Below are 1,341 nucleotides of genomic sequence, written 5' to 3'. Positions count from 1 at the left end.
GATCCGGCCCATCGCCGCGGAGGCGCTGCGGATGTCGGGGTACGCCCCCGCCGCGACCGCCGCGTGGATCGCCGCACCCAGCGCGGGACCCTGCTCGGAGGCCAGCAGGTTGATCGGACGGCCCAGCACATCGGCGTAGGTCTGCATCAGGAAGGTGTTCTTCAACAGCCCGCCCGCCGCCGTGAACTGCTCCACCGGGACCCCCGAGGCCTCGAAGGCCTCGATGATCATGCGCGTCCCGAAGGCGGTCGCTTCCACCAGTGCCCGGTAGATGTCCTCGGGCCGGGTGTCCAGCGTGAGCCCCAGGATCAGGCCCGACAGGTGGTGGTCGACCAGCACCGAGCGATTGCCGCTGTGCCAGTCCAGCGCCACCAGCCCGTGCCCGCCCACCGGCTGCGCCGCCGCCTTCCGCGTCAGCAGCTCATGCACCGAGACACCCACACGACGCGCCTCGGCCACGTACTCGTGCGGCGCACAGGTCCGCACCGCCCACGCCAGAACGTCCCCGACCCCGCTCTGCCCCGCCTCGTACCCCCACAACCCCGGCACGACACCGTCACGGACCACCCCGCACATCCCCGGGACCTCCGCCAGCACATCGGAGTTCATGATGTGACACGTCGAGGTGCCCATGATCGCCAGCATGTGCCCCGGCTCCAACGCCCGCGCCGCCGCACTCGTGACATGGGCGTCGACATTTCCGACCGCGACGACCGTGCCCTCCCGAAGCCCCGTCAGCGCCGCCGCCTGCGCACTCAACTTCCCCGCAGCAGTGCCCAACTGCGACAGCGGAAACTCCAGCTTCGCAGTGAAGTCCACGAAGTCCGGATGCAACAAGGCCAGGAAACCGGCATCGGGGTAACCACCGTCCTGATGGATGCCCTTGTAGCCGGCCGTGCACAGATTCCGGTTCTCCTCCCCCGTCAACTGCCACACGATCCAGTCCGCCGCCTCGATCCACCGCTCAGCCGCCGCATAAACCCCCGGGTCCTCCCGCAGCACCTGCAACGCCTTCGCGTACTGCCACTCACTGGAGATCTTCCCGCCATAACGGCCCAGCCAGCCCTGACCGCTCTCCTCCGCGGCCCGCACGATCTCGTCCGCCTCCGGCTGCGCCGCATGGTGCTTCCACAACTTCGCAAACGCATGCGGCCGCTCCGCGAACCCCGCCACCTCACTCAACGGCGTACCGTCCGACGTCACAGGCAGCACCGTGCACGCCGTGAAATCCGTGGCAATACCCACCACCTGCTCAGGACGCACCCCCGCCGCCGCCAACGCCCGCGGCACCGCAAAACGCAGCACATCCCGCCAGTCCTGCGGAACCTGCAACGCCCAGTC

General features: G+C 69.2%; 1 protein-coding gene. It reads right to left on the bottom strand.

The genetic code is table 11. From position 1 onward, the window contains the following. Positions 1-1,341, bottom strand: a 1,341-nt coding sequence (gene araB / locus JT723_RS34610; protein WP_205048874.1) for a ribulokinase, incomplete at both ends; no start/stop codon positions are given.

Source organism: Actinacidiphila bryophytorum, from assembly GCF_016916835.1.
Classification (GTDB): Bacteria; Actinomycetota; Actinomycetes; order Streptomycetales; family Streptomycetaceae; genus Actinacidiphila; species Actinacidiphila bryophytorum.
The sequence above is the reverse complement of the archived record's forward strand: the minus strand, read 5'-3'. Positions and strand labels throughout refer to the sequence as shown.